Origin of the sequence: Hydrocoleum sp. CS-953, from assembly GCF_002260545.1 — a bacterium.
Classification (GTDB): Bacteria; Cyanobacteriota; Cyanobacteriia; order Cyanobacteriales; family Microcoleaceae; genus Trichodesmium.
Map to the genome: position 1 here is coordinate 1 of NZ_LGSU01000257.1, position 2,563 is coordinate 2,563.

Consider the following 2,563-nt stretch of genomic DNA (forward strand, 5'->3'; position numbering starts at 1 on the left):
ATTTTTTCCTGAACTGTCAACTCTTTAAGTATTAATCAGAATGAAATTAGATTTAAAGAACCTTTGTTTACAAAAGTCAGTCACCCCCAGAGGTATTATTCATGTTGGTGCTTATGATGGTAAAGATATCAAACTTTATCAAACTCTAGACATATCAAAAGTTCTGTTCATTGAAGCTAACCCAACAGTATTTGAAAGGTTAAAAGCAAATATTGCCACAGCATCTGTCAATGTACAAGCTGTTAACTATGCTATTACTAATCAAAATGGCAAAGTCAAATTATATGTTAACTCAATGGAGCAAAGTAGTTCTATTTTTCCCTTGAAACATTATCGAGATATTTACCCCAATATTAAAGAAACCCATCAACTCACAGTTGAGTCAAAAACTCTGGATACTTTGTTAGAAGAATTAGACCTATCTCCAACAGATTTTAATATCCTTAACTTAGATATTCAAGGGGCGGAACTTTTAGCATTAGAGGGAGCAACTAATCTACTTAAATATATAGATGCAGTTTACACCAAAGTTAATTATGAGGAACTCTATGAAGGTTGTGCTTTAGCAGAAAAAATTGATGAATTTTTAGCACAGACTGGTTTTGGTAGAGTAGCAGAAGCAAAACCTTTTCACCCATCTTGGGGAGATGCTTTTTATGTGAGAAAACAAGTAGTTACTATGTCTACTCTTGGCAAAAATGGTAACTTGGGGAATCAAATTTTTCAGTATGCTTTCTTAAAAATATATGCTCAAGAAAATGGATTATCTGTAGAGACACCTGCATGGGTAGGTCAAGAATTATTTTGGCATAAAGATAGAGAAATTTCTGAAGATTTGCCTGTAGTTGTTGAGAATAATAATGAAATTTTCCCTGGTAATGGAGAAGTTTGGAAAAATGTCGATATTCAAGGAGAATTTTTATATCATACTAGGTATTATGCTACCCACAAAGAATATTTTCGTTCTTTATTTCAACCTGTAGCAGAAATAGAAGCTCTGGTAAAATTTGCTTGGGAAAAGTTGCACTCTCGTGGCAAAACTATCATCGGTTTACATTTACAATCACACTTAGATGAAAATGATAATTCTGTTGTGGCTCCTAGTGAATGGTATAAAATTTGGTTAGATGGTTTATGGGAAACTTTAGACGAACCAGTTCTATTTATCGCTAGCGATAATTTAGAGGAAATACCCCTAGTTTATTTTGCTGAATATAATCCTATAACGGTTCGAGATTTGGAAGTAGAGGTTAATCTAGAATATCTGAATTTTTTCTTATTGAGTAAGTGTAATTTTGTTGCTATTTCTAATACTCCCTTTGCTTTTACTGCTTGTCTCTTAAATGAAACAGGAAAATACTTCTTTCGCCCCCACTTTTCCACGGCAAAACTTATACCTTTTGAACCTTGGAATAGTCAGCCAGTTTTTCGGGATATAGATATTGATGAAGTAGGAAAAAGTATTTCATCTGAGGCACAATTTCAGCAAACTTGCGCAGAATTAGAAATTACTCAATCTCAGAAAGACGAACTTTCTCAAAAATTAACATCTACTAAGTCTCAACTTCAGCAAACTCAAACAGAATTAGAAAATATCCAATCTCAACGAGACCAAATCTTAGGAGAATTAGAACAATTCCACTCTCAACTTCAGCAAAACCAAGAAAAAGCTAAAAATGCCGAATCACAACTACAGCAAACTCGCGAAGAATTAGAAATTACTCAATCTCAGCGAGATGAAATTTCCCAACAATTAACATCTGTTCAATCTCAACTTCAGCAGAATCAAGAAAAAACTATAAATGCTGAATCAGAATTACAAAAAACTCGCTCCGAGCTAGAAAAAATCAAATCTGAGCGAGATGAACTTTCCCAACAATTAACATCTGTTCAATCTCAACTTCAGCAAAATCAAGAAAAAGCTAAAAATGCCGAATCAAAACTACAAAATATGCAAACAGAATTAAATAAATCTCAATCAGAACTACATGAGACGCGAGAAGAATTAGAAATTACTCAATTCCAACTAGATGAAGTACAGGTAGAATTAGAACAATCTCAATCTAAGTTATCCAAAAATCAGGAACAACTTAATACCTATCAATCCCAACTTCAACAAACTAAAACAGAACTAGAAAAAACTAAATTCAAACTAGAAAACCAGGAAAAAATATTACCCAATCAAAATACAACAAACTATGCAGCTCATCTCAAAAATCTAGCAAAAATTCTCGCAGAAACAATCCCAGATTGATACAATATATAATGGATAATTGATAATGGATAATTAATCCCCAGGGGTTGAAAGCCTCTCCTGTGAAAGAGAAAAAAGAAATAAGACTTCTGCACTTTGTTCTATCCTCTCGGTTTTAACCAGAAGTAATTATTTATTATCTATTAATGAAATTATTCCCTATAATTCAATACGATTCAGATAAGATAAAAACTTCTATAGCATGAAACTTTTAAAGTAGCTCTTAAAATTATAGAACTGCCAAAAAAATCCTTAACTGAACTATATCAATCTTATAGACTCATTTACTTTCCTTCTTCCTTCTTCCTT

General features: G+C 32.6%; 1 protein-coding gene. It reads left to right on the forward strand.

The window, feature by feature from the left end; all coding sequences use genetic code 11:
* Positions 1 to 40 precede the first annotated feature (40 nt).
* Positions 41 to 2,254 carry an FkbM family methyltransferase gene (locus AFK68_RS02260; RefSeq protein WP_094671295.1) on the forward strand — a complete coding sequence of 738 codons (2,214 nt, stop codon included), beginning with the start codon at positions 41 to 43 and terminating at the stop codon, positions 2,252 to 2,254.
* Positions 2,255 to 2,563 lie beyond the last annotated feature (309 nt).